The following is a 25,270-nucleotide window of genomic DNA, read 5'->3' as shown; positions in this document are numbered from 1 at the left end:
TGCGTGTCGGGATCGAGCGCCGGGTGGTGCTTAGCTGGGGCTGGCACTCAGGCGGTGGCGCCCCGCCCAAGTGCGGCTGCCACGGTGGCTGCCAGATCGTGCGGGTGCGAAGGTTTCTGCAGGAGCGGGGCCTCAACCGGGCCCATCTCGGCGGCGGTGAAACCGATGTAGCCCGACGTGTAGACAACCGGGACGCCCGGTCTCAGGGCGCGGATGCGGCGGGCCAGTTCAAAACCACTGATGGAGCCCGGCATCACCACATCGGTCAGCAGCAGATCAATAGACGCCTCACGCCCTGCCAGATCCAGCGCCTGCTGCGCCGATGACGTCGCAAGCACCTGATAGCCAAGCTCCTCCAGCACGCCGCTCATCATCGACAGCAGCTCGGGTTCGTCCTCCGCCAGAAGAATGGTCTCGCCCTTGCCGCGGATCGCCGCACCGTCGCTGACGGGCGCTTCACGCTCGCCCTGTTCGGTCCCGCGCGGCAGGATCATTTGCACGGTGGTGCCGATGCCGGGTTCGGAATAGATCCTGAGATCACCATTGGCATTGCGGGCAAAGCCGTAGACCATCGACAGGCCCAGCCCGGTACCCGCAACGCTGCCTTTGGTGGTGAAGAACGGGTCGGTGCAGCGGGCAACCGTTGCCTCGTCCATGCCGGGGCCATTGTCGGTGACCGACAGTTCCACGTAGCGATAGATGCCGGGTTCTGAGCCGGGTGCGGCGCTGTTGTCATGATCGCGCTGGTCTGCGTCTAGGTCGTCGTCGGTCGAGAGCACAGCGCGGGCCGTCAGGGTGATCCTGTCACCGCGACCGCTGTGCAGTATCGCATCCCGGCTGTTCAGCACCAGATTCATCAGTGCCGTTTCCAGCTGGGCCGGATCACAATAGACCCGCAATCCGGGGTCAACCGGATCGCAGGCGAGCTGGATCCGTTCCTCGATCATGGAGCCGATCAGCTCCTCGAAATCTGCAAAAACCTCGTCGACAGGTTTGGCCATGGCAAGCCCCGGCTGGCGTTTGGCAAAAGCCAGCAGCCGAGCGGTGAGCGCGCGGCCCTTGTCGATTGCGCCAGCTGCAATGTTGAGAAACCGCGCCCTGCTGTCCGGCGTCTCGGAGCTGCGCGCCAGTTCTACGGCGTAGAGCATGGAGGCCAGCAGATTGTTGAAATCATGGGCGATCCCGCCGGTGAATTGGCCGAGGGCATCCAGCCGATTCTTGCGTTCGCTTGCCAGTCGGTTGCGTTCTTCGCTGGAAATATCGTCGATCACAAGAACCAGCGAGATACCGTGTTCCTCATTGTCCAGAACGGCGCTTGTGACGCGGACATAACGATAGTCCTCGCTGTCGGCGTGGCGGCGCAGCAGATGGGTTTCACCGGTCAACACATGGCCTGAGCGGGCGCGGCGGATCGGGTCGGCGCTGTCTTCAAGCGGGGTGTTGCTTTCACTGTCGAGAAAATAGATATCCTGCGGCCAGGCGAATGGCACCGGTTGCGAGACACCCCCCAACATGCGACGGGCGCGGCGGTTGATGCGAATGATCTGGCCGTCGCGATCCAGTGCGACAATACCGCTGGTGGCGGCATTCAGCACGGTTTCCAGCTCGTCGCGGATCTCGGCCACCTCGGCGGCTTGTCTGGCCTTTTCAGCGGCGGTGCGGCGTCGGGCGCGCAATTGGCCGGTGCCAAGAATACCCAGCAGGCCCAGAACACCGCCCACAAGACCATAGCCCAGCAGCGCAAGCCGGTCCGAGGTCCAGAACTCTGCCGGTTCAAAATACTGACGGCGCAGCTCGGCGTAATCGGCGGACACCAGATATTGCGGCAGGGCCAGATCCAGCTTGTCGCGGATCTCGCCCAGACCAAAGCGCAGCGCGGCGGCGCGTTCCGTGGTCAGCAGCGCGGGGAGCGCCTCGGTTATACTCTCAGGATCGCCCCATCGCGCGGCCGCCAGGGGCAGGGTGTCAGATTGATAGATCACCGCGTCGATCCGCCGATCCTGCAACGCCGCCAGCAGGTCCCTGGCCTCTGCCATCGCAACGATGGTCCAGCCATTGGCGGTTGCCAGCGCGATCGCGGCTGCGTTGTCTGATCGCAGGCCGATGCGGCGCCCTTGCAAATCCTCGGGCCGCCTCAGCTCTGCGGCATCCGCCGGACGGGTAAAGACGGATTGATCCGTGGCCAGGATGGGATGGGCAAAATCCATCCTTGCAGAACGTTCGGTCGTGATGCTGGCGGCGGGCAGGATATCGTAGGTGTCCGACTGCGGCCCACGCCGCCAGTCGTCGTCGCTGATGCTGTGGAATGCCAGTTTCAGCCCGGTGCGCCCTGCCAGATCGCGTAGGGTCTCGACGCCAAAACCTGAAAAGCTGCCATCCGGTTCGATCACCTGATAGGGCGGCGCGTGGCGCACGCCGACGCGAAGCACCTCGGGGGCGGGCAGTGGAATGTCCAGAAAATACTTGCGCAGCAGATTATCTAGTCGACGGTCGCCTTCGATCCGGTCCAGCGCGGCTTCGATGTCAGGCAGCAGGTCGGCACGGCTTTGATGCAGGGCGATGAACCTCTCGAACTGCCGCAAGGGCGGGTTCAGGAAGCTGACCCGGCCATCAACGGACGCCAGTTTCGCGATGTTGAAAGCGACGGGCTCCGGGATCAGCACGGCGTCAACCCGCTCTGACAGCAGCGCCATGATTGCGGCCTCGGGTGACTCGAACTCCACGGCCGTGTTGCGCGCGAGAAAGGCCTGCTCCTCCGATCCTACAGCCGGGGGCACGATGCCCACCCGCCTGCCGCTGAGCGAGGTGGTCGAGAGGGATTGCGCCTGTGCGATACGGACCATCGGGCGCAGGGTTTCACGCGAAATGCTGCGGGAAAACACATTGGTGTCACGCAGTGCGGGCAGCTGTGCAATGCCCGCGATCATATCGGTCCGCCCGGTGGCCTGTGACTCGACGAACTCGCGGCTGGTGGACAGCGGAACCAGCGTGATGCCGGTGCCGAGTTCGCCCGCGATCTCCTCGGCGAGCTCAACCAGGAACCCGGTTGCCTGCGCATCAGGATCCAGCTGCGCGAAAGGCGGGATCGGCAGCACACCGATCCGTAACGGCTCCGGGGCCTGCTGCGACCACACGGGCGGGGCTATGGCAAGAACCGCCAGCAAGGCCACGCCGCGCCAAACCTGTCTGATCATGTCTCGAACGCTCCGCCTTGCCTCTGCCCGCCTGATGCTGCCCGCCTGATATCGCCGGTCCGATGCCGTCAGGCTACCACCTGTCCGGGCGCAATGTCGGATCAAACCGACCAACAGTTGCAATCAAAACGAATTGTCGCAGCCAACACAATTGATCAATCCCGGGCTGGCCGTTAAAACCGATGCGGCATGGGAAACATCAGCAATCCGGTCGGCGTTTCGGCGCAGTTATGTGGTACTGGTCCGTTTGAAAAGGGAATGCGATGGCAAATCTTCTGGTTCTCGAAGACGACGAGGTTTTTGCCGACCTGTTGCAGGTCTCGCTGGAGCGGGCCGGGCATTTCCCGATCTTCTGCACGGACGCAACTCAGGCCATTGCGCAATACGATGAATATGACTTCGATCTGGTAATCGCCGATCTGATCGTAAAGAAAAACAACCGTGCGGTGCCGGATGGCGGCGTGATCCTGCTTGCCTTCCTGCAGGGGCGTGCCCGAGAGGGCCACAAGATCCCGCCGGTTATCTCAATGTCCGGTGCAACCAAAGCCCCGGGGCTGGAGAATCTGTTGGTCACGTCACGTGATCTTGGGGCCACGGCTTCGCTGACCAAACCCTTTGAACCAATCGAGCTGCTGTCCCTGATCGACGAGCTGCTGGAGAGCGAAGTCTGATCGGCGCCACCAGAAACCGGGGCGCCGACCGTTTTTTCGGAGCCTGATCAGTCAGCGCCGCTGCATGCTGCGGGGCATCTCTGACAGGATCTCGGCGCCATCTTCGCGCAGGATCACGATCTCCTCCAGACGCACGCCGAAACGGTCCTTGAGGTAAATCCCCGGTTCGATCGAGAACACATTGCCTGCGCGCAGCTCAACCTCCGATGTCGCGGTGATATAGGGCGGTTCATGCACGTCGATGCCCAGCCCGTGGCCGGTGCGATGCAGGAATTGCGCCCCATAGCCGGCGGCGGCAATGGTATCGCGGGCGGCACGGTCGACCTCACTGGCGCGAACGCCGGGTTTTGCCGCCTGAACAGCTGCCTTTACCGCGGCCTCGACCACTTCGAACACCTGCTCATATTCCGTTTCCGGTGTGCCGAACCAGCCGCAGCGGGTCATGTCAGAGGGGTAGCCATTCAGACGGCATCCCGTGTCGATCAGCACAGCCATATCGCGGCTCAGCCTTGTGTCCCCGGTGTGGTGATGCGGGAAGGCGCCATTGGCGCCAAAGCCGACGATAGTGAATTCCGCGCTGGCGCCATGGGCCTTGTAATATTCATGCAGGATGGCCTGCACATCCAGCTCGCTCATGCCTTCTTCGAGACGGGAGAACGCTTCGGTCACGGCGGCATCATTCAACAGATGCGCGGCCTTCAACGCGTCATATTCTGCGGCGTCCTTCATCGCGCGCAGCAGGCCAACTGTATCATCGGTAAAGCGGCGGCTGGGCGCGTCCATCGCATCCAAAACCCGCAGGGCAAAATCGGCGCGCATGGTTTCATCCAGCACCACCGACAGGCCGCCAGCTGTGGCATCGCAGTCGCTCAGCAGCGTGGCAAGGGCCGCATCCGGGCCTTCGTCATCCGACCAGCAGCGAAATGGCAGGTCGGTTGCCGTACGCGCGGCATCAGCATTAAGCGCCGGCATCAGAAATCCCGCATGGTTCTGGCTGACCATCAGCATCACCGGGCGTTCGTCGCCATGGGGGTTCACACCCGACAGCCACATCATATGGCTGGAGGGGCCTAGCACCACCAGATCGGTGGCGGTTTCTGTCATGCGGTGACGCAGCCGGTTCAGCCGGTCTGCATAGGGGGGCGTTGTCATCTATCTGGCTCCTGCCGCGCGCCCGGTTGTGAGGGGCGGGGCGTCTTGATTGCGGTCGACATTGGAAAAAGGGGCCGGCTCATGTCAGCACCGGCCCCGAGCGGCCTGCCCCCGTCAGACAGGGGACAGGCCTAGGCACCAAGGGGCGCCGGGGATCAGTTCTTTTCCACCAGACGGTAGAAAACAAAATCAGAGGTCGCACCGTTCACATAGCCGGAGACATCCGCGTCCATCGCCACCTGATAGGCCGCCTGGAACATGATCACGATGGGGGAGCTTTGCTGCACGTCGGCCTGCAATTCGCGGTACATCTCCAGCCGTTTTTCAGGATCTGCCTCGGTGAGGGCGGCCTTGGTCTTGGCGTTCATCTCCTCCGGCACAGCCCAGGCGTTGCGCCAGGTGGTGGTCGCCGCATAGCTGTCGTCCGAGTTGTCGGAATTATAGGCAAAGGCCTTGGCGTTGGAATGCGGGTCCATGAAATCCGGGCCCCAGTAGAGCAGCATCGCCTCATGGCTGCGCTCGCGATATTTGGTGATCACCTGGCTGCCGGTGCCGGGGAGGATTTCAAAGTTGATCCCCGCGTCGGCAAAGCTGGCCTGTAGGGACTGCGCCATATCGGTAAAGGGGGCTGCGTTGATCACATCCAGCGAGACGGTGATCGGGGATTTGATCCCCGCGTCGCTGAGGATGGACTTGGCCCGCTCCGGGTCATAGCCGAACGGGGTCTCATCGTAGGAGCCGGGAAAGCCCTTGGGCCAGAACGCCTGATGGATCTCCATCTGGCCGTTGATGATGGTATCGGTCATCCCCTTGTAATCCACCAGATAGCGCGCGGCCTCCCAGACGGCCGGATCGGTCAGACTGTCGGTCTTCTGGTTGAAGGACAGGAAATGCACCGCGGCCTGCGGGTAGGTCTCCACCTTGATGGCGTCGCTGTCAAAGCCGCGGATCTGATCGGGCGTCAGGTTGCGGGCCATGTCGATATCGCCGGATTCCAGCAGCAGTTCCTGCGTCGCCGCCTCGGCCACATGGCGGATGATGACGCTCTCCATCTTCGGCGCGCCTTTGAAATAGGCGGGGTTTGCCGCCAGCCGCACCATCTGCGCCGGGCGGTAGCCTTGCAGCTTGAACGGGCCGGAGCCTGCGGCGTTTTCATTCAGCCAGCCATTGCCCATGTCACCGTCCACGGCATTGGCCATCACCACCTCTTTGTCCACCACGGAGGCGGGGCGGGCGGCCAGTACGTTCATGACAAAGGCGGGGGAAAAATCCCCTTCGTATTTGATGGTGATGCTATTGCCATCTGCGGTGACCATCTGATCGACATTCTCCGCCGTCCAGCCCAGCTGCGCCAGAATAAAGGCGGGGGTCAGGTTCAGCTTGATCACCCGGGCAAGCGAGAACACCACGTCCTCGCTGCGCACCGGATTGCCCGAGTGGAACACCGCATCATCGCGCAGGGAAAAGCGGATGGTCTTGGCCTCCGCGTCAATCTCCCAGGCGCTGGCAAGGCCCGGCGCCAGAACGGTGGGATCCTCGGCGTCATATTGCACCAGCCGGTCGTAGAGGTTGGTCACCAGCTCGCCCGAGGTGAACTCATAGGCCTGTGCGGGGTCAATGGCGACGATATCGTCGATGTTCTGCGCCACGATCAGCGCATTGGCGGGCGTGTCTGCAACAGCGGCGCTCGCCAAGGGCAGGGCCATCACGCTGGCCAGCAAGGCGGATTTCACGAGTTTCATGTCAGTCTCCCTGTTTTGATGTCTTGTTGTCTGCCGCATCGGCTCTGCCCACTGGGGAGCGATCCGGGTCACGGCAGGTTGGGGGTATTCTTGCTGTGCAAAACGCTGAGCGTGCCGGTCCACAACAGCCGCGCGGGCTGTTCGGTCGGATTGCTCCAGGAATGTGAGGTAAGGCCGCTGTAATGCAGGCTGTCGCCGGCGGTAAGGCGGAACACCTGCCCGTCCAGCGACTGGTCGATCTCGCCCTCCAGCACATAAAGCATCTCTTCGCCCTCGTGGCTGACCTCTTCGGAGACGTATCCGGGCGGGACATGCAGGATGTAGCTGGACAGCTCCGCGCCCGGAAACTGCGCGCCGAGCGCCTCATAGGTGAGTGACGATCCCGCCAGTGAAAACTGCGTGCGCGTTGCCGCCCGCGTCAGCGCATCCGACGGCTTGGGCGTGGCGATGAAATACTCCAGCCCCACCTCCAGCGCAGCGGCAATCTGCGCCAGCGTGCCCAGCGTCGGGGTGGCGTTGTCGCGCTCCACCTGGCTCAGATAGCCCACCGACACCCCGGCGGTATCGCCAAGCGCCTGAAGCGTCAGCCCCATCTGCTTGCGCCGCTTGCGGATCAGCGCGCCCAGCATCGGCCCCGGGCTGCTGCGGGTCTTGGCGGGTTTGGCGGCAGGGCTGGCAGGGGTCATCGGTGGCTCTCGGTTTGGGCTTGCTTCGGGCAGCTTAGGAAAAAAATTATTGTGAAGCAAAAAAATTTTGCTATCGAGAAAAATAATATTTATGCCTGATGGTGTCGCGCCGACCGTCCGCCGATCGGATGCGGTGCGGATCGACCATGTGGAGGGCAGGATATCTTGACCAGAGCAGCACAGAGACGGCGCGCAATTCTGCGCTGGGGGCAGGGGCTTGCCGGTTTTGCCATCGTGTCGACGCTGACCTTTCTCGGGCTTCTGGCGATCACGTTTTTCATTGGCCGTGTGGTGCCGATTGATCCGGTTCTGTCCGTGGTCGGCGACCGCGCCACACAGGATCAATATGACGCGGCGCGGGTTGCCATGGGGCTGGACCGGCCGCTGGTGATCCAGTTCCTATCCTATGTGGGCGATGTGTTTCAGGGCGATCTGGGGCGTTCCGTCTCCACCAACCGGCCCGTCGTGTCCGACCTCGCGCGGGTGTTTCCCGCCACGCTGGAGATGGCCACGCTGGGCATACTGATTGGTGTGATGATGGGCGTGCCCATGGGCGTCTGGGCCGCCGCGCGTCAGGGCACCTGGGTCGATCAGATCATTCGCGTCTTTGCGCTGCTGGGCTATTCGGTGCCCGCCTTCTGGCTCGGGCTGGTCGGACTGGCGGTGTTTTATGCGGGTCTGGGCTGGGTCGCGGGACCGGGGCGGGTCGATATTTTCTATGACGGGCTGATTGATCCGGTCACCGGCCTGTTGTTGGTCGATAGCCTGCTGGTCGGCGACACCGAGGTGTTCTGGAACGCGCTCTCGCATCTGGTGCTGCCTGCGGCCATCCTCGGGTTTTTCAGCCTCGCCTATATCGCGCGCATGACCCGCAGTTTCATGTTGGACCAGCTCAGTCAGGAGTTCATCACCACCGCCCGCGTCAAGGGCGTGCCGGAATGGAAAGTGATATGGGTGCATGGGTTCAAACCGATCCGGGTGCCGCTGATCACCGTAATCGGCCTCTCTTATGCCGCTCTGCTGGAAGGGTCGGTGATGATTGAGACGGTGTTCAGCTGGCCCGGCATCGGCAATTACCTCACCGTGGCGCTGCTGAATGCGGATATGAATGCCGTGCTTGGCTCGACGCTGGTGATTGGCGCGGTCTTCATCTTCATCAACAAGATCTCGGATGTGCTGTACCGGGTTCTTGATCCAAGGAGCCTGTGATGCTGAGCCGCGACTGGTTGCTCGACGACTCCCCCGCCACCCGGACCCAGGCCACCGCAGGGCGCGCCTATCGTATGACGCTGGCGCTGATGCGCAACCCGCTGGCAGTGCTGGGGGCACTGATCATCACGATCCTCATTCTTGCAGCGGCGCTGGCGCCTTGGATCGCGCCGCATAGCCCGGTGGGGCAGGACCTGTCCTCGCGCCTGTTACCGCCTTCTGCCGCCCATTGGATGGGCACCGATGAGCTGGGGCGCGATATCTTCTCCCGCGTGGTTTACGGCGCGCGCATCACGCTGATGATCGTGGCGCTGGTGGCGGTGATCTCGGCGCCGCTGGGGCTGATCATCGGGGCGATTTCGGGCTATTTCGGCGGCTGGATCGACCGCATCCTGATGGGGATCACGGACGTCTTCCTGTCGATGCCCAAGCTGATTCTGGCGCTGGCCTTTGTTGCCGCCTTGGGGCCGGGGATCGAAAACGCGATCATCGCCATCGCAATCACCGCATGGCCTGCCTATGCCCGCATCGCACGGGCCGAGACACTGACCTTCCGCAACGCCGAATTCATCGCCGCGACGCGCCTGCTGGGGGCTTCACACAGTCGGGTCATCCTGCACCATGTGCTGCCGCTCTGTACCTCATCAATGATCGTGCGGGTGACGCTGGATATGGCCGGGATCATCCTGACGGCGGCGGGTCTTGGGTTTCTGGGTCTGGGCGCGCAGCCGCCGCTGCCGGAATGGGGCGCGATGATCTCGCGCGGGCGGGTGTTCATTCTGGACCAGTGGTGGGTGGCGACCATGCCCGGCATTGCCATCATCGTGGTCAGCCTCGGCTTCTGTTTTCTTGGCGACGGGTTGCGCGATGTGCTGGACCCCAAACAGGGGGGCAAGTCATGAGCCAATCCACGTCCACACCCCTGCTGGAGGTCGACAACCTCCGCGTCAGCTTCCCGACACCCCAGGGGCGGGTAGAGGTGGTCAAGGGGCTGAGCTTCACATTGGGCCGCGAACGCCTCGGTATCGTCGGCGAGAGCGGATCGGGCAAATCCATGACCGGCCGTGCGATCCTGCGGCTGATCCGCCGCCCGGGCCAGATGACGGCGGACCGGCTGGCGCTGGAGGGGCAGGAGCTGCAAACACTCAGCGAACGTCAGATGCGCAATATCCGCGGCGCGCGGATTTCGATGATCATGCAGGATCCGAAATTCTCGCTCAATCCGGTGATGACCATCGGCGCACAGATCGCCGAGGCGCTGGATGTCCACGAACGTCTCAGCCGCCGCGACACCCGCGCCCGCGTGCTGGACATGCTGGAGGCGGTGCGCATCAACGACCCCGAACTGGTGGCGCAGATGTATCCGCATCAGGTCTCGGGCGGCATGGGGCAGCGGGTGATGATCGCGATGATGCTGATCCCGCGCCCGGATCTGCTGATCGCGGATGAGCCGACTTCGGCGCTGGATGTCTCGGTACAGGCGCAGGTGCTGGATCTGATCGACGATCTGGTGCGGGACAAGGGCATGGGGCTGATCCTGATCAGCCATGATCTCAATCTGGTGGCGCGCTATTGCGACCGGATCATGGTGATGAATGCCGGCCGCGTGGTCGAAAGCTGCGCCGCTGCCGATCTGCACAAGGCCAGCCACCCCTATACCCAAGGTCTGCTGGCAGCGGTGCCCCGGATGAAGGAAACCCGCGACACGCTGCCTGTGCTCGACCGGTCAAGCTGGAGTGGCACATGACAGCGATATCTCTGAGAAACCTCGATATTTCCTACGGCGACACGAGGGTGGTGCAGGGCGTCACCCTGGATGTGGCCGAGGGGGAGAGCTTTGCCCTGGTCGGCGAAAGCGGATCTGGCAAATCCACCGTGCTGAAGGCGATTGCCGGGCTTGCGCCTGACTGGACCGGCGAGATCTCGGTTCTGGGTCAGCCGCGCAGCCACGGGATTGATCGCGCGTTTTCGCGAAGCTGCCAGATGGTGTTTCAGGATCCCTACGGCTCATTGCACCCGCGCAAACCGGTCGACTGGGTGCTCCGGGAGCCCCTGCGGGTGCATGGCATCGGCGCGCGCGACGCCCGCGTGGCAGAGATACTGGCCGCTGTCGGCCTCGACCAGCGGTTCCGCTTTCGCTATCCGCATCAACTGTCCGGTGGGCAGCGCCAGCGGGTCGCGATTGCGCGGGCGCTGATGCTGGAGCCCAAGGTGATGCTCCTGGATGAGCCGACCTCGGCGCTGGATGTTTCGGTGCAGGCGGAGATCCTGAACCTGCTGAAGGTGCTGCGCCATGCGCAGGGGCTGACCTATCTGATGGTCACCCATAACCTGCCGGTTGTCAGCTTCATGTGTGACCGTATGGCGGTGATGAACAAGGGGCGCATTGTCGAGATCGCCCCGGCAGAGGCGCTGCATGACGGCGCCTTTCGCGATCCCTATACTCAGGCGCTCTATGCCGCCAGCGGTGGCGCCGAGCTGACCGTGTGACAGCTGCCGGACTGACCATCAATCACGACAGCAGACCCGACCCCATGCCAAAGGACAGACCCGATGCCCGACGATAACATGCGCAGCCGCCGAACAGACGATGCCCCCGCCGAGGCGTTGCGCCATTTCACCAACGCGCTGGCCGCCGCCACAACGGCCGAGGCTGCGTACGATGCCCTCTGCGCGCTGACCAAGGCCACCGTTGGGGCAAAGCTGTTCACCGTGATGACGGTGGATATGGGCGCGATGCTGGCCTGTCGCACCTATACCGACGACCGTGTGAATTACCCGACCTCCGGCACCAAACCGATCGAGATGAACAGCTGGTTCGATATCGTCCACGGTCAGCACCGCAGTTTCGTTGCGAATACGCTGGAAGAGATCGACGCGGTGTTTCCCGACGCCGAGCTGATCGGCGCGCTGGGCTGTGGCGCGGTGATCAACCTGCCGGTTCTGCTGGAGGGGGAACTGGCCGCGACCGTCAATATCCTGCACGAGCCGGGGTACTACACGCAGGCGCGGGTTGCGCAGGCGAAAGAGCTGTTGACGCTGCCCGCCATGGCAACGCTGGCGGTTGCGCGACAGCTCTGATCGCCGCTGAAGGCCGAGGCGGTCCTGCCCGCCGACCCGCAGGCTCTCATGGATAGACAACACAGAGAGCCGCGCGGCAGCCGGCTCTCTCTTGTCGGCGGTATGATGCGTGCGGCGCCGAGAGGTCCCCGCCCGGATCTGCCTCCCTGCACCGGGCTGGACGTAGGGCTTGACGTCGGGCTGCCCGGGATCGCTGCCGTCAGTCTTCGAGGCTGTCCTCGCGTTTTTCGTCAATCAGGCCGCGTTCCTCTTCCTTGCGCTTCTGGAAACGTGTGCCATAGCCTTCGATCTCCTCATCGGAGATGATCTCCTTGGCCCGGGTAAACACCTCGTTTTCCTCTTCCTCCATGTGGTGTTCGTAGTCGTGCTTCAGCTGCTGGAACTTGCTCATCCACAGGTCGGAGGACATTTTCATCACGTTGAGCTCTTCCATCAGATCGTCGAGCTGCTGGTGCTCATGCACGGAATGGCGGGCCGCATCCTGACCCCAGGTCTGGCTGATCAGCTTTGAGTAGAAGGTTTCTTCCTCGGCGGCGGCGTGGCTTTTCACATCCTCGTAGAAGCGTTTCCAGAGGGCGCCGCGCGCCTCAACCTTGCTGTCCTCGATCGAGGCGAGCAACTCGCGGTGGGCGTCATGGTCCTGTTTGATGGCGTCATAGATGGATGGCATAGCGGCTCTCCGGTTGATTGACCTATCTGGGCTGAGCCTCCCCGCCAGGGCTCTGGCCGCCAGGAGACAGGGAAAGAACGCCGCAGCCGGGCGGAGTGTTCCCGCAGACCGCAATATTATGCGCAGGATCCGGGTCGCGACCCATGGCCGGTGCAATTAGGTCAGGATGAGCATTGCCATGTGAGACTGATATGACCCTTGAGACGACGCTTGCCCTGCTCGTGTTTCTGTTCCCGCTGGCCTATAGCCCGGGACCGGGTAATCTGTTCTTTGCCGCCAACGGCGCGCGATTTGGGATGCGCGCCACGATCCCGGCCACGGCCGGCTATCATATCGCCACGGCGCTGGTGACCCTCTTGATCGGATCCAGCGCCCTGCTGGCTCAGGCGGTCTCGCAGGAGGCGTTTCGATGGCTGACGCTGGCCGGGGCGGCCTATGTCCTGTGGCTGGCCTGGGGCATGTGGTGCGCCGACGGGGCGGCCTCAGGAGCACAGGCGCGACCAGCGCGCTTTGGTGATGGTGTGGTGTTGCTGCTGCTGAACCCGAAGGCCTATGTGATCATTGCGGTGATGTTCAGCCAGTTTCTGGCGCCCGCTGATCCTGCGCGCACCGCCGATGATGCAGCGCCCCTTCTTTTTTCGGGACAGCTGGGGCTGGTCATGATCATCACGCTGATCTTCACGCTGAACAATCTGGTGGCTTTTTCGATCTGGACATGGATCGGCGAGGGGCTTGCACGACGGATCTTCCGCGATGATCGGGCGCGCCGGATGAACCGGGGGTTTGCCCTGCTGCTGGCGGCTGTCGGCCTCTGGATGCTGTTGATCTGACTGCTAATCCGGCGGGGCCTGTCTTGCCCGCGGCGGATTTCGACCGATCGCCCGATCAACAAAGCAGCGTAAAAAACGTGAGAGGATCGTGCCCGCGCCCGCAGGGGTGGAACATTTTTGCATCGGTGACGTTGGGTCTGTGAGCGAGCACGGAGCCCATTATGTTGGAAAGTGATCTGAGTACCGAGGCGGGTTTTGCCTCTCCCCTTGACGGCCGGTCGGCGGGACGCGCGGATGCGCAGGACGCTGTCAAATCGCTGCCGCAGATGTCTGGGGCCCGCACCGCCGCCGATGATCGCAAGGTCGGCGTCGAGATCGAGTTCGGTGGCCTCTCCGCCGCCGAGGCGCAGGACATTGTCCAGCGCGAACTTGGCGGCGACATCCACGCGCAGGATGATACCGACGGCCCGAAACCGCACGTCAAGAACACCCGGCTGGGCGATATCGAGGTCTATCTGGACAGCCGCTACCGGACCGAAGTCCACGGGCTGGGCAAGGCACTTTTCTCCCTCGCAGAGCCGCTAATCCCTGTTGAAATCGTGACCCCGCCGCTGGCGCAATCGCAGCTGCCGCAGCTGGATCGGCTGTGTTCCAAACTGGCAGAGGCGGGGGCCACGGGCACGCAGGACGGCGTGCTGAACGGCTTTGGCGTACATCTGAATGTCGAAGTAGCGGATATGACGGTGGATCACATCGTCCCGGTGCTTACCGCCTTTGCTCTGCTGGATCCGGTGCTGCGCCGCAGCCCGGGCATCGACGTGTCGCGCCGGGTGCAGCCCTTTATCGCGCCCTATCCGGCGGCGCTGATTGATGCCCTCTGTGAGCACCCGCCACAGACGATGGAGGCGCTCTGCGACCTCTATCTCGACCATGCGGCGGATAGAAACCACGCGCTGGATCTGCTGCCACTGCTGGCCGATTACGCGCCCGATCGCGTGCGCGCCGCTCTGGGCGAGGATGACAAAACCGCCGCCCGTCCGGCCTATCACTACCGTCTGCCGGATTGCCGTCTGGGCCAGCCGGGGTGGTCCATCAGCCAGGAATGGAACCGCTGGGCAGAGCTGGAACAGATCGCCCGCGACGGTCGGCTCGACCAGCTGATCAAGGCCTGGCGGAGCCGCCCGCGCAGCGAACAGCTGCTGAACCGCGAATGGGCCAAACACGCGGCCGACGTCCTGAACACCGCAGCACGAGGAGATGCCGCATGAAACCGGTCATTGCAGTCACCGTCTCGCGCCGCAGCGGCTGGCGGATCTTTCCGCTGATGGCCCTGAACATCTGGCTGGCCGGTGGCCGCGCCGTGCGCTGGCAAAGCGGCCGCGCCGCCGATCTGGCGCAGGTGGATGGTGTGGTCATCGGTGGCGGAGACGACATCGCCCCAACGCTCTACAAGGGGCAGATCATGCCGGAGGTCCGTCTGGACCCCGAGCGCGACGCGCTTGAGGCTGATATCGTGCGGCAGGCAACCCAACGGGATGTTCCGCTTCTGGGGATTTGCCGCGGGGCGCAGATGCTGAATGTAGCCCGCGGGGGCGCGCTCTATCAGGATGCCTATGCCTTTTACGGGTTGGAAAACTACAAGACAGTGCTCCCCCGCAAGAAGGTCACGATCACCAACAACAGCACACTGCGGCGTATCCTCGGGGTGCCTGAGCTGAAGGTCAACGCGCTGCACAGCCAGTCGGTCAGCAGCCTCGGGCAGGGGCTGCGCGTCACCGGGCGCGATCAGTCCGGCATGGTGCAGGCGATCGAGGATCCGGGCCGTCGGTTCGCAGTCGGGGTGCAGTGGCATCCTGAGCATCTGTTCTACCAGCCCGCCCATCTGAACCTCTTTCGCGCGCTGGTCGAGGCGGCGAGATCGAAACGCGACGACCCGGTCGAAGCGCTGGACATGGTCGGCTGATCCGCCCTGACACTTTCCCCCGAGGCTTTGCAGTCTGAACGAAAAAAACGCCCGGAACACTCCGGGCGTTTTCTATGGTCTAGGGGCAGCATGTCGCCCGAACACGCCGATGCGTGATCAGCCGATAATGCCGTTCAGCGCGGCGCTGGGGCGCATGACGGCGGCGGTTTTCACCGGATCGGTGTGGAAATAGCCGCCCAGATCAACCGCCTTGCCCTGAACCTCGGCCAGCTCCGACAGGATCTGCTCTTCCTTGGCCGCCAGCTCTGCGGCGATGGGCGCGAAATGCGCGGCCAGTTCGGCGTCATCCCCCTGTGCGGCCAGCGCTTCGGCCCAGTAGCGGGCAAACCAGTAGTGGCTGGCGCGGTTGTCCGGCTCACCCACCTTGCGCGAGGGCGAGCGGTTGTGATCCAGAATGCCCTGCGTCGCCGCCTCGGCAGCGGCACCCAGCACGCCAGCCTTGGCGTTGCCCTTGCTGTCGGCGAGGAAGTTCAGCGATTCACCCAGAGCACAGAATTCGCCCATCGAGTCCCAGCGCAGGTGGTTTTCCTCAACCAGCTGCTGCACGTGCTTGGGCGCAGAGCCGCCGGCCCCGGTTTCAAACAACCCGCCACCGTTCATCAGCTTCACAATCGACAGCATCTTGGCCGAGGTGCCCAGCTCCAGGATCGGGAACAGGTCGGTCAGATAGTCGCGCAGCACGTTGCCGGTGATGGCGATGCTGTCCTTGCCTGCGGTGATGGTTTCAAGGCTCTGGCGGGTGGCTTCGCGCGGCGCCATGATCTGGAACTTATCGGCCACGCCAGCTGCGTTCAGCACGGGCTGCACGTATTTGATCAGCTCGGCGTCATGGGCGCGGTTGGCGTCCAGCCAGAAAATCGCCTCGGAACCGGTCAGCCGCTGACGGTCCATCGCCAGCTGGATCCAGTTTTCGATCGGGGCCTTTTTCACGGTGCAGGCGCGCCAGATATCACCGGCCTCGACCTCGTGCGAATGCAGCGTCTCGCCATTTGCCAGCACGATACGGATGGTGCCATCTGCGGCCGCTTCGAAGGTGGTCGGGTGCGAGCCGTATTCCTCAGCCTTCTGCGCCATCAGACCGACGTTGGCGACGGAGCCTGCGGTGGTCACGTCGAGCGCACCATTGGCTTTGAAGAAATTGATGCTCTCGTCATAGACGGTGGAATAGCAGCGGTCGGGGATCACGCAGTTGGTGTCGCCCTTGTTGCCCGCTTCGTCCCAGCCCTTGCCGCCGGCACGGATCACCGCAGGCATGGAGGCGTCAATGATCACATCGGAGGGCACATGCAGGTTGGTGATGCCCTTGTCGCTGTCCACCATATACATGGACGGACGGTCCAGCGCGGCGATCTCTGCCTTGATCGCATCGCCATTGGGCAGGCCGTCGATGGTTGCCAGAACCGCACCAAGGCCCGAGTTCGCCGAGCCGCCAGCCGCTTCGATTTCAGCGCCGAATTTGTCCCAGACCGGGCCCAGCCATGCCTTCACCGCGTGGCCAAAGATGATCGGGTCGGAGACCTTCATCATGGTGGCTTTCATGTGCAGCGAGAACATGGTGCCATCGGATTTGGTGTCTTCAATCGCATCCGTCAGGAAGGAAGACAGCGCCTTGGCCGACATGAAGGTTGCATCGGCAACGGTGCCCTCTTCCAGCGGCCAGCTGTCCTTCAGCACGGTAACGGCGCCGTCCTTGCCGACAAACTCGATCTTCGCGGTCCCGGCCTGCGCGGCGGAAATGGTGGCGGAGACTTCGTTGGCGTAGAAATCATTGCCCGGCATCGAGGAGACTTTGGTCTTGCTGTCAGCAGACCATTTGCCCATCGAATGCGGGTTGTTCTGGGCAAAGTTCTTCACCGCGCGGGCGGCGCGACGGTCCGAGTTGCCTTCGCGCAGCACCGGGTTCACAGCCGAGCCCTTGATGGTGTCATAGCGCGCGCGGATCTCTTTTTGCGCATCGGTCACCGGGTCCGCCGGATAGTCGGGGATGTCGAACCCCTGCGCCTGCAACTCGGCAATCGCGGCGGTCAGCTGCGGCACCGAGGCCGAGATATTCGGCAGCTTGATGACATTGGCTTCGGGGGTCTTCACCAGCTCGCCCAGTTCGGCCAGATCGTTGCTCTGACGCTGGGTGTCGCTCAGCGCTTCGGGGAAGGTCGCAAGGATGCGGCCCGCCAGCGAAATGTCCTTGGTCCCGACGGAGACGCCCGCCGCATTCGCAAAGCTGCGGATGATCGGCAACAGAGAGGCGCTGGCCAGCTCGGGGGCTTCGTCTACGATGGTATACAAAATGTCGGGGGTCGAATTTTCTGCCATATTCCACAACCTTTTTTCAGCGATATCGGAAACTTGGGTGAGCGGTCGGCGCTGCACCTGATGGACGGGGTGCTGCTGCCCGGTGAGGATGCGGCGGGCGGTCATCTTGGGTCAGAACTGGTCTGACAGACCGGCAGCCCGCAAGGACAACAGCCATTCATATGGCCCCCGTGTAAATCAGGTCGCGCGCGGGTGCAATTGCCGGCATGGGCTTTGTGAGGCGCAGATTGCCGCGCTTTTGAGATTATTGGCGCGTTTTGACGCCATTGGCCTCGATTCTATGCGATTGCGACAGGCAGGGGCGGGTCACATGCGCGACTCGGTCGCGCTCAGCTGCGCCAGCGCAGCAGGTGGCGTTCGATCAGCCCGATCAGGCTGCTGACCAGCACCCCCAGCACCGACAGGATCGCCACACCGGCAAACAGCCGCTCCAGATCATAGAGCGACCCGGCCTCCAGAATATACGCACCAATGCCATGCTCCGCCCCCAGCATTTCAGCGGCCACCAGCAGGATGATGGCAATGGCCAGACTGATGCGCAGGCCGGACAGTATACCGGGCATCGCCCCCGGCAGCACGATCTTGCGGACAATCGACAGCCACGACAGGTTGAAACTCTGCCCCATGCGGATCAGCGAGCGGTCGACATTGTCCACCGCGCCATAGGTGGCCACGACGGTGGGCGTAAAGGTGCCAAAGGCGATCAGCGCATATTTGGACCCCTCATCAATGCCGAACCAGATCACAAACAGCGGCAAAAGCGCGATCTTCGGGATCGGAAATAGCGCCGCCACCAAGGGCACCAGCCCCGCGCGCACATAGGAAAACAGCCCGATCATCAGCCCGACGCCAATACCGACGCTGGCCCCCAAGGCCGCGCCCACGACCAATCGCGATAGCGAGACGCTGACGTGGGTCCACAGCAGGCCGGTGGCATAGAGCTCCTGCAACGTCGCCAGCACATCGCTGGGGCGCGGCAGGGTGAGGTTGGAAATCCAGCCCTGACGGGTGCCAAGTTCGGCCAGAAGCAACAGCAGCACAAAGACCAGTCCGCCCACCCAGCGCCCGCCGCGAGGGGCAAAGCCGCCGCCGCGAAACTGAACCGGGCGGATCGCCGGTGTTGCGGGGGTGCCCGCCGTCTTGCCGGGCTGCGCCCCGGCCAATTGGGTGTCAGACATTCATCAGCTCCGCATCCGCCGCCCGCGCCTCGTCACGCATCAGCTGCCACAGGTATTTCTGTTTCTGTTCAAGCTCAGCATCGCCAAACTCGCGCTCGGCCAGCGGTGTGTCCAGTTCCACGATCTCGCGGATCTGGCCGGGACGGCGGGACAAGACCACGATGGCATGACCCAGCCGCACCGCTTCGGCCAGATTATGGGTCACATAGACGGCGGTGAAGGGCGTGCGCGTCCACAGCGCCACCAGATCATCCATCAGCAGTTCGCGGGTCTGGCTGTCCAGCGCCGACAGCGGCTCATCCATCAGCATCACTGCCGGGTTCACGGCAAGCGCCCGTGCTATTGCCACCCGCTGTTTCATCCCGCCCGACAGCTGCTTGGGCAGCGCCTCGGCAAAATCACCCAGCTTGGTGCGCGCCAGAACATCGTCAATGATCCGTGCCGCTGCCGCGCCGCGAATGCCGTGATCCTCCAGCACCAGGCTGATATTGCCCCGGACCGTGCGCCAGGGCAGCAGGGCAAAATCCTGAAACACATAAGTCAGCGGATTAAGACTGCCCTCGGGCGGCTGCCCCACCTGCAGGACCTCGCCTTGGCTAGGGCGTTCCAACCCGCCGATGAACCGCAGGAGGGTGGATTTGCCACAGCCGGAGGGACCGACGATACAGACGATCTTGCCGCTGGGGATCTCCAGCGTGATGTCCCGTAGGACCGGGATGTCGTCATAGGCATGGCCCACCCCGGACAGGCGAATATCCATAGTCTTGCTCCACGCATGAGAGGGCCGGGGCAGGCCGCCCCGGCGCTGGTGCCGGTCTGGGTCACCGGCACAGTCAGTTGTGCGTCACCGGTCCGGTGATCAGCCGATGGTGTCGACGTAGCTGGAGTCGATGATCGTCTCCAGCGTGATATCCGCATCCACCAGCTTTTCGGCCTGGAGCCATGCCAGCTGATCCGCCAGCGATCTGGTGTTCATCGCCGCCCCTTCGTTCAGACGCATGGTGCCATTGATGATCGACTTGGCGGCTTTCTCGCGGGGGCGATCTGCGTAGACATATTTGTGGATCAGATCGACCATCTGGTCGACGCCTGCATCACCGCTGGCCCGGTCGATCATGGTGGCGTTGTAATCGGAGACACCGCGGCTGTAGGCTCTCAGGAAATCGCGGGTCATCTGCTGCTCACCGCTGGCATTGCTGGCCGAGGTAAACACCGTCGTCACCTGATAGTCGGGCAGATAGTCCGCCACATCACCGATGATATGCACAGCGCCCGATCCTGCCAGCGGCTTGGCGATATGAGGCACGATGGACCAGGCATCAATCTGCCCTGATTTCAGCGCGCCGATGATCGCACCGACCTTTTGCAGCGGCTTGAAGGACAGCGAGACACCTTCCTTCTGCGCCATCCGCGACCCCATATAGTGGAACGAGGAACCGGCGGTGGTCATGCCAAAGCTCTTGCCGTCCAGCGCCGCCGGGCTGGTGACCCCGGCCTGATAGGCGGCGTCGGAGACCAGAATCTTCTGCCCGTCGATACCCGGCTCCTCCGACAAGGCGCCACCGATCACCTTGATTGCACCGCGATCGGCCAGCGAGATCAGCCCGCCCGACATCGCGGTGATCGCATAATCCACATCGCCCGAGGCAATCGCCACCGACATCGGCGAGGCCGCCTGGAAAAACCGCAGCTCCACGTCAAGGCCCGCATCAGCGAAATATCCGCGCTCCTGCGCGATGAAGCTGGCTGAATGGCTGGTAAAGCGCAGCGCCCCCAGCACGATCTTGCGATTGCTTGCCAGCGCCGGTGTCGCCAGCCCCGCAGCTGCGGCAGCACCGCCAAGTGCTGCAAGCGTGCGGCGGCGTGTCCAATTGGTCATCTCTCAAATCCTCCCTCTTATGTTGGTGTCCCATCGGGTCGGTCAGGCCCGCTGATATCTAGTCTCGGTTTCCGGCGCGCGTTGACCGCAGCCCGCTGTTAGCCGCCCATATCGCCGGTCACATAGATCTCCAGCGCCGCGATGGCGGCCTCGGTATTGCGGGCCAGCACAGCCTCGACCAGCACCTGCTGCTGTCGCGCGCGGGTGGCAAAATCGAGCCGCCCCTCGCGCAGTTGCGCCAGTCGGAACCGGCGAGACTGATCGTAGAATTTCAGCTGCATATCCGACAGCCGGGGCGATTGCGCGGCCTCCACCAGCACCGCGGCAAAGTTCCGGCAGGCCATGTCCCAATCCAGCGCCAGCGCGTCATTGGCCTCCTCAACCAGCGCTTCCTCGGTGCGGCGCAGCGCGTGATGCGCCGCCAGAACCCGGCCCTCCCACTGGACGTTGCCGCGCTCCAGCCCCATCCTCAGGCCCAGCCGTTCCACCTCCAGCCGCATGAACAGAATGTCCCGCAGGTCATCCTCGGTCGCCGAGGTGACGCGAAAACCGCGCTGGGCAGTGGCCTCCACCAGCCCCTCGGCACTGAGCATCCGTAGGGTCTCGCGCATCGAATGGTTGGAGCCGCCATAGCTCTGGCGCAGCGCTTCGATCTTCAGCTTCTGGTCCGGTCGCAGCACGCCAAAGGAAATATCCCGCCGCAGCGCTGCCGCCAGCACGGCGACAACCGTATCTTCCTCCGAGCGGGGGCGCCGACCAAACATGCTTTGATCCCTATTTTGGAAAATCTCCAATATTTTTGCCGGGTGATTGCGGGTCTGTCAATCCTTCTGCCCGCCGCGTGGCTGCCCGCCGCCAGCCTGCCGACCGCCCGACACCTGCCCTGAGCCCGCCGTGCAGACCCGCGTTGACGCCCCGGCGCGGCTCTGTCACTTCTGCACGTCACTCACCTGTGAAGCCCACCACCAGAGGACCCATTCCGCATGACCAGCCTGCGCCTGCTGCACACCTCCGATCTGCACCTGGGCAAACGCTTTGGCCAGTTCGATGAGGAAACCCGCGCCGCGCTGCAACAGGCCCGGCAGGGGATCCTGCCCCGGCTGGCGCAGACGGCGGCAGAGCAGGGCGCGGAACATGTGCTGATTGCGGGGGATCTCTTTGACACCGAAACCCCCTCGGCGCGGGTGATCCGGCAGGCGCTGGCCGCGATGGCCGCCGCCGAGCCGGTGCAGTGGTGGATCATCCCCGGCAATCACGACAGCGGCGCGGCCGAGCCGCTCTGGGCGGAGATGGCGCGCCATGCGCCGGACAATGTCCATCTGCTGATGCAGCCCGACCCGGTCGAGATGGCTCCCGGTGCCACGCTGTTGCCCGCCCCCTGTCAGCATCGTTTTGCCGGTCAGGACCGCACCATCTGGATGGAGAGCGCCGAGACGCCCGAGGGCCACCTGCGCATCGGGCTGGCCCATGGCGCAGTGCTCGATTTCGACCGCGACCAGAACGGTGCCGAGACCATCGCCACCACCCGCGCCAGCAGCGCGCGGCTGGATTATCTGGCGCTTGGCGACTGGCATGGCGATTTTACCCTCAATGCCCATAGCCGCTATCCCGGCACGCCGGAACGGGACCGCTTCAAACATCCGGGCCGCGGCAGCTGCCTGCTGGTGGATCTGCCGGGGCCGGGTCAGCCACCACAGCTGCGCCAGATCGAGATCGGCCAGTACCACTGGCAGGAGCTGGCGCTGGATCTGGCTCCGGGGCAGGATATCACCGCCCTGATCAGGGCCGCGCTGCCCGCCGACCCGCCGGACTGGCCCGACTGTCTGATCCGCCTGCGCGCGCGGGGCTGGGTCACCGCCGATCAGCATATGCAGCTGCGGCGTTTCGTGGTCGAGCAGGCCCCGGCCTTCTGCCATCTCAGCCTCGACGAGGAGGCGCTGCGGATCGAACACCGGGCCGAGGATCTGGACCAGATCGCCACCGCCGGCGCGCTGCGGGTCGCCGCCGAAACCCTGATGGCGGAAAGCCGGAACAGCGCGCTGGCGCAGGACGACCGCGACGTGGCCGCAGCGGCGCTGAACCGGCTTTATGCGGCGGTGCAGGAGGGCGCGGAATGAAGCTGACGGCCCTTCGCCTGACCAATGTGCGCCGCTTTGTCGATCCGGTTGAAATCACCGGCATCGGCCCCGGTCTCAACCTGCTGAGCGCGCCTAATGAGCAGGGTAAATCCACCATCTTCGACGCGCTTCAGGCGCTGTTTTTCAAGGACGCGAAATCCTGGGACAAGGACGTGCGCGCGCTGGCCCCCTATGCCGGCGGCGACCCGGAGGTGGAGGTCGAGCTGACCCATCAGGGCAGCCACTACCGCATCGCCAAGACCTTTACCAAAGCCTCCGGCAAGGGCACCGCGCGGATCTGGCGGGAGGGCGCGCTGCTGCATCAGGCCGATGCCGCCGAGGCCTGGCTGCGCGACCTCATTGCACCGCCAAAGGACGGGCCGGTGGGGATGCTCTGGCTGCGACAGGGGCTGACCGATTTTGCCGATGCCAAGGACACGCTGGAGGCGCGGCGCGATCTGATGTCTTCGCTCAGCGGCGAGGTCGAGGCGGTGACCGGCGGTCAGCAGATGGAGAGCCTGCGCCGTCGCCTGCGCGCCGATCTGGACCGGCTGGTGACCAGTCGCGGTGCCCGCAAGGGCGGCCCGCTGGCCGAGGCCGAGGCCCGCGTGGCGGCGCTGGCTGAACAGCGCGACACTCTGGCAGGGCAGGTCGCCGATCTGCGCCAGCTGCTGGACCAGCGCCAGCTGCTGCGCCGCGAACAGGCCGATCTCTCCGCGCCACAGGAAACCGCAGCCCGCCAGTCCCGGCTGAAAGCTGCCGAAGCCGCGCTGGTCGCCGCCAAGCGGCACCGAGAGCAATGCGAACAGGCTCGCCGCGCGCTTGATCTGGCGCTGTCGCGCCGTGACGGACAGGCGGCGCGGATCGAAACCCAGACGGCGCGCCTCGCGGATCATGCCCGCGCTAGCAAGGCGCTTGCGCAGGCAACGGAGCGGCGGGAGGACGCCGCCCGCACCGCCGAACAGGCCGCCGCACAGTTGAAATCCGCCGAACTCGCCGCCGCCAAGGCGCGCGATGCCGTTGCCGCGATCCGCAAATCCATCGCCACCGCCCTGCGCGCCGAGGCTGCGCAGCAGGCTCAATTGCGCCGTGCCGAGCTGACCGAGCGTCTGGCCCAGTTCGATGCGCTAGAGGCTGATCTGGTGGGTGATCGCCAGCTGGCCAAGGAGGCTGTCACAGCCGCCGCGATGGCCCGGCTGGAAGATCTGGCACAGTCGGTTGCTCTGGCCCGCCACGCCCGCGCCGCCTCCGCTGCCGCACTCAGCGTTGCCTATCTGCCCGGCGCCGAGGCGCGGCTGAGCCTTGACGGTGAACCGCTGCACGAGGGGGCAGAGGTGGCCCTGCCCGATGGCGGCAGGCTGGAGATACCGGGCCTTGCCACCGTGACCCTGCATCCCGCGCGCGGCAGCGATAGTGGCGCATTGTCCGAGGCCGAAACCGCCCTGGCGCGGGCTCTGGCCGACCAGGGTTTCGAAACGCTGGAACAGGCCCGCAGGGCGCATCATGCCCGCAATGCCGCAACGGCCCGCCTGAAAGAGGGCGAGGCCACCCAGCGGGCGCTCGCGCCGGAGGGGCGCGAAGCGCTGGTCGCGGCGATCGCAGCCTTGCCGGTTGGTTCGGATGGGCAGGCCGATGCGGAGGGCGAGGCCGAGCCGGACCGGGCCGACCTGGACGCGGCGCAGGCCGGGGCCGAGGCTGGCGAGCTGGCCGCAGATGCCACACTTGCACAGCGCCGCACCGAAGAGGCCGCCGCTCAGAAAGAGGCCCATGGCGCGCTGGCCCATGCCGAGGCTGCCGAGGCCGAGCTGGCCCGCGCCACCGTGGCGCTGGGAGATGCCGAGGCGACCACGGCAGAGCTGGCAACCCTCCGCTCCGGGCTGCCCGCGCTGGAGCAGGCCGTGGCCGAGGCCCGCGCCGAAGAGGCCCGCCTGACCGCCGAGGCCCCGGATCTGGAACAGGCTCAGGCGGCCTGCCAGCGTGCCCGTTCGGTGGTCGAGACGGCGCAGGCGCGCCTGCAGGCGCTAGCGCGCGATCTGGCGGTTCTGGACGCGCGTGTCAGCGCCCATGCCAGCCACGCGGTGGAGGAAGAACTGGCCGAGGTCACCGATCAGCTGGCGGTTGCCGAAACCACGCTGGCGGCGCTGCATTTCGAAGTGGCCACCCTGCGCCGTCTGGATCAGGCGCTGGAAGCCGCGCAAGCAGGCGCGCAGGCGCAATATCTGGGGCCGTTGATGGCCGAGCTGACGCCGCTGCTGCGTAGGCTTTGGCCGGAGGCACAGGTGCAGGTTGATGCCGACAGCGTGCTGCCCAGCCAGCTGGCGCGCGGCGCCGCAGAGGAGCAGCTGACCCAGCTCTCCGGTGGCACACAGGAACAATTGGCGCTGATGGTGCGGCTGGCCTTTGCCCGGCTCCTGGCGAAATCCGGGCGCGGCATCCCGGTCATTCTGGATGATGCGCTGGCCTATACCGACGATGCCCGCATCGAGGCGCTGTTTGACGCGCTGACGCTACAGGCCAATGATCTGCAAATTCTGGTGTTTTCCTGCCGTCAGAAGAGCTTTCGCGAACTGGGCGGCACCAGCCTTGCGATCCGCCCCGCCGACCGCCGCGACTGACGGGCTGAT

Annotated in this window: 21 protein-coding genes; 11 read left to right on the top strand and 10 right to left on the bottom strand. The window is 64.3% G+C overall.

Annotated elements, in window-relative coordinates; translation table 11 throughout:
• Positions 1-47: 47 nt before the first annotated feature.
• Positions 48-3,194 carry a transporter substrate-binding domain-containing protein gene (locus VWY75_RS09195; RefSeq protein WP_416537569.1) on the bottom strand — a complete coding sequence of 1,049 codons (3,147 nt, stop codon included), beginning with the start codon at positions 3,192-3,194 and terminating at the stop codon, positions 48-50.
• A gap of 263 nt (positions 3,195-3,457) precedes the next feature.
• On the opposite strand from VWY75_RS09195, the gene VWY75_RS09190 reads away from it, so the two are divergent.
• Complete coding sequence (locus VWY75_RS09190) at positions 3,458-3,865, top strand: response regulator transcription factor (protein WP_416537568.1); 408 nt, start codon at positions 3,458-3,460, stop codon at positions 3,863-3,865.
• Between the two features lie 51 nt (positions 3,866-3,916).
• Here the strand turns inward: VWY75_RS09190 and VWY75_RS09185 are convergent, their stop codons facing one another.
• The 3 genes from VWY75_RS09185 to VWY75_RS09175 all read right to left on the bottom strand — a co-directional run bounded on the left by VWY75_RS09185 (position 3,917) and on the right by VWY75_RS09175 (position 7,445).
• On the bottom strand, positions 3,917-5,017 hold the full coding sequence (locus VWY75_RS09185; protein WP_416537567.1) for a M24 family metallopeptidase: 1,101 nt from the start codon (positions 5,015-5,017) through the stop codon (positions 3,917-3,919).
• A gap of 155 nt (positions 5,018-5,172) precedes the next feature.
• Positions 5,173-6,759 carry an ABC transporter substrate-binding protein gene (locus VWY75_RS09180; protein ID WP_416537566.1) on the bottom strand — a complete coding sequence of 529 codons (1,587 nt, stop codon included), beginning with the start codon at positions 6,757-6,759 and terminating at the stop codon, positions 5,173-5,175.
• Between the two features lie 68 nt (positions 6,760-6,827).
• Entirely contained in the window at positions 6,828-7,445 is a 618-nt protein-coding gene (locus VWY75_RS09175; RefSeq protein WP_416537565.1) for a helix-turn-helix domain-containing protein, read from the bottom strand.
• Positions 7,446-7,610: 165 nt separating this feature from the next.
• Between VWY75_RS09175 and VWY75_RS09170 the strand changes: the two genes are divergently transcribed.
• The 5 genes from VWY75_RS09170 to VWY75_RS09150 all read left to right on the top strand — a co-directional run bounded on the left by VWY75_RS09170 (position 7,611) and on the right by VWY75_RS09150 (position 11,735).
• Complete coding sequence (locus VWY75_RS09170; protein ID WP_416537564.1) at positions 7,611-8,654, top strand: ABC transporter permease; 1,044 nt, start codon at positions 7,611-7,613, stop codon at positions 8,652-8,654.
• Positions 8,654-9,556 carry an ABC transporter permease gene (locus VWY75_RS09165; RefSeq protein ID WP_416536560.1) on the top strand — a complete coding sequence of 301 codons (903 nt, stop codon included), beginning with the start codon at positions 8,654-8,656 and terminating at the stop codon, positions 9,554-9,556. Before VWY75_RS09170 ends, VWY75_RS09165 begins: the two co-directional genes overlap by 1 nt.
• Positions 9,553-10,401, top strand: a complete 849-nt coding sequence (locus VWY75_RS09160; protein ID WP_416537563.1) for an ABC transporter ATP-binding protein — start codon at positions 9,553-9,555, stop codon at positions 10,399-10,401. Before VWY75_RS09165 ends, VWY75_RS09160 begins: the two co-directional genes overlap by 4 nt.
• Positions 10,398-11,144 (top strand): ABC transporter ATP-binding protein, encoded by a 747-nt coding sequence (locus tag VWY75_RS09155; RefSeq protein WP_416537562.1) that lies wholly within the window; start codon positions 10,398-10,400, stop codon positions 11,142-11,144. Before VWY75_RS09160 ends, VWY75_RS09155 begins: the two co-directional genes overlap by 4 nt.
• Positions 11,145-11,207: 63 nt before the next feature.
• A complete protein-coding gene (locus VWY75_RS09150) occupies positions 11,208-11,735 on the top strand; it encodes a GAF domain-containing protein (RefSeq protein ID WP_416537561.1) in 528 nt (175 codons plus the stop codon).
• Positions 11,736-11,934: 199 nt separating this feature from the next.
• On the opposite strand, the gene VWY75_RS09145 is transcribed toward VWY75_RS09150, so the two are convergent.
• The gene (locus VWY75_RS09145) at positions 11,935-12,405 is read right to left on the bottom strand and encodes a hemerythrin domain-containing protein (RefSeq protein ID WP_340547486.1); all 471 of its coding nucleotides are present in this window, start codon (positions 12,403-12,405) and stop codon (positions 11,935-11,937) included.
• A 191-nt stretch (positions 12,406-12,596) separates the two neighbouring features.
• Between VWY75_RS09145 and VWY75_RS09140 the strand changes: the two genes are divergently transcribed.
• From VWY75_RS09140 to VWY75_RS09130, 3 genes are all read left to right on the top strand, one after another.
• Positions 12,597-13,235: a LysE family translocator gene (locus VWY75_RS09140; RefSeq protein ID WP_416537560.1), complete on the top strand. Its 639-nt coding sequence runs from the start codon at positions 12,597-12,599 to the stop codon at positions 13,233-13,235.
• Between the two features lie 161 nt (positions 13,236-13,396).
• Positions 13,397-14,443, top strand: a complete 1,047-nt coding sequence (locus tag VWY75_RS09135; RefSeq protein WP_416537559.1) for an amidoligase family protein — start codon at positions 13,397-13,399, stop codon at positions 14,441-14,443.
• Positions 14,440-15,138 (top strand): gamma-glutamyl-gamma-aminobutyrate hydrolase family protein, encoded by a 699-nt coding sequence (locus VWY75_RS09130; RefSeq protein ID WP_416537558.1) that lies wholly within the window; start codon positions 14,440-14,442, stop codon positions 15,136-15,138. Before VWY75_RS09135 ends, VWY75_RS09130 begins: the two co-directional genes overlap by 4 nt.
• 117 nt (positions 15,139-15,255) lie before the next feature.
• On the opposite strand, the gene VWY75_RS09125 is transcribed toward VWY75_RS09130, so the two are convergent.
• From VWY75_RS09125 to VWY75_RS09105, 5 genes are all read right to left on the bottom strand, one after another.
• Positions 15,256-17,472 (bottom strand): NADP-dependent isocitrate dehydrogenase, encoded by a 2,217-nt coding sequence (locus VWY75_RS09125; protein WP_416536567.1) that lies wholly within the window; start codon positions 17,470-17,472, stop codon positions 15,256-15,258.
• A 329-nt stretch (positions 17,473-17,801) separates the two neighbouring features.
• Entirely contained in the window at positions 17,802-18,650 is an 849-nt protein-coding gene (locus VWY75_RS09120) for an ABC transporter permease (RefSeq protein ID WP_416537557.1), read from the bottom strand.
• Positions 18,643-19,410, bottom strand: a complete 768-nt coding sequence (locus VWY75_RS09115) for an ABC transporter ATP-binding protein (protein WP_416537556.1) — start codon at positions 19,408-19,410, stop codon at positions 18,643-18,645. Before VWY75_RS09115 ends, VWY75_RS09120 begins: the two co-directional genes overlap by 8 nt.
• Positions 19,411-19,509: 99 nt before the next feature.
• Positions 19,510-20,529: an ABC transporter substrate-binding protein gene (locus tag VWY75_RS09110; RefSeq protein ID WP_416603377.1), complete on the bottom strand. Its 1,020-nt coding sequence runs from the start codon at positions 20,527-20,529 to the stop codon at positions 19,510-19,512.
• A gap of 98 nt (positions 20,530-20,627) precedes the next feature.
• Entirely contained in the window at positions 20,628-21,293 is a 666-nt protein-coding gene (locus tag VWY75_RS09105) for a GntR family transcriptional regulator (protein ID WP_340547478.1), read from the bottom strand.
• A gap of 219 nt (positions 21,294-21,512) precedes the next feature.
• On the opposite strand from VWY75_RS09105, the gene VWY75_RS09100 reads away from it, so the two are divergent.
• Complete coding sequence (locus tag VWY75_RS09100) at positions 21,513-22,646, top strand: metallophosphoesterase family protein (protein WP_416537554.1); 1,134 nt, start codon at positions 21,513-21,515, stop codon at positions 22,644-22,646.
• Positions 22,643-25,261 carry an AAA family ATPase gene (locus tag VWY75_RS09095; RefSeq protein ID WP_416537553.1) on the top strand — a complete coding sequence of 873 codons (2,619 nt, stop codon included), beginning with the start codon at positions 22,643-22,645 and terminating at the stop codon, positions 25,259-25,261. Before VWY75_RS09100 ends, VWY75_RS09095 begins: the two co-directional genes overlap by 4 nt.
• The last annotated feature ends 9 nt before the right edge of the window (positions 25,262-25,270 follow it).

The sequence above is a fragment of the Phaeobacter sp. JH20_08 genome (assembly GCF_048056635.1).
In the GTDB taxonomy this organism is placed as follows: domain Bacteria; phylum Pseudomonadota; class Alphaproteobacteria; order Rhodobacterales; family Rhodobacteraceae; genus Phaeobacter; species Phaeobacter bryozoorum.
Note: the sequence above shows the minus strand (reverse complement) of the source record. Positions and strands in the feature narration are given on the sequence as shown.